This window comes from Saccharopolyspora halophila (assembly GCF_039531955.1).
Lineage (GTDB): Bacteria > Actinomycetota > Actinomycetes > Mycobacteriales > Pseudonocardiaceae > Saccharopolyspora > Saccharopolyspora halophila.
Window position 1 is genome coordinate 1 of sequence record NZ_BAAARA010000028.1, and the last position, 1,134, is coordinate 1,134.

Below are 1,134 nucleotides of genomic sequence, written 5' to 3' on the forward strand. Positions count from 1 at the left end.
CCAGGCTTCGGGGTTGATGGGTTCGCCGACCGAGCCGAGGACGCGCAGGGTGGAGAGGTCGTACTGGGCGGGGATGTCGGCGCCCCACTTCATGAAGGTGCGGATGGTGGTGGGGGCGGTGTAGTAGAGGCTGACGCCGTACTTCTGGACGATTTCCCAGTGCCGGCCTTCGTGCGGGGTGTTGGGGGTGCCTTCGTAGATGACCTGGGTGGCGCCGTTGGCCAGGGGCCCGTAGACGATGTAGGTGTGGCCGGTGACCCAGCCGATGTCGGCGGTGCACCAGTACACGTCGGATTCTGGTTTGAGGTCGAAGACGGTGTGGTGGGTGTAGGCGGCCTGGGTGAGGTAGCCGCCGGAGGTGTGCAGGATGCCCTTGGGCTTTCCGGTGGTGCCCGAGGTGTAGAGGATGAACAGCGGGTGTTCGCTGTCGAAGTCCCGCGGGGTGTGCTGCTCGGGGGCGGTGTCGACGACGTCGTGCCACCAGGTGTCGTGGTCGTTCCAGGTGACGTCGATGCCGGTGCGGTTGACGACCAGGACGTGCTCGATGCTGGGGGTGCCGGTGACGGCTTCGTCGACGTTGGCCTTCAGGGGCATGGCCTTGCCGCGGCGGTACTGGCCGTCGCAGGTGATCACGACCTTGGCTTCGGCGTCGTTGATGCGGCTGCGCAGGGCTTCGGCGGAGAAGCCGCCGAAGACGACGCTGTGCAGGGCGCCGAGGCGGGCGCAGGCGAGCATGGAGAACACGGCCTCGGGCAGCATCGGCAGGTAGATGGCCACGCGGTCGCCTTCGCCGATGCCGAGGGAGGCCAGGGCGTTGGCGGTCTTGGAGACCTCGCGCTGGAGCTCGGCGTAGGTGATCTCGCGGGAGTCGCCGGGTTCGCCTTCCCAGTGGATGGCCACGCGGTCGCCGTGACCGGCCTCGACGTGGCGGTCCACGCAGTTGTAGGCGACGTTGAGCCGGCCACCGGTGAACCACTTCGCGAAGGGCGCCTCGGACCAGTCCAGGACCTGGTCCCACTTGGTGTTCCAGTGCAACCGTTCGGCCTGCTCGGCCCAGAACGCTTCCCGGTCGGCGTCCGCTGCGGCGTACAGCGCCGACGTGGCGTTGGCCTGCGCCGCGAACTCCTCGGACGG

At 68.3% G+C, this 1,134-nt stretch carries 1 protein-coding gene; it reads right to left on the bottom strand.

What is annotated here, in order from left to right; genetic code table 11:
* Window positions 1-1,134: AMP-binding protein (locus tag ABD289_RS25095; RefSeq protein WP_344138103.1), on the bottom strand; the 1,134-nt coding region annotated here is incomplete at both ends.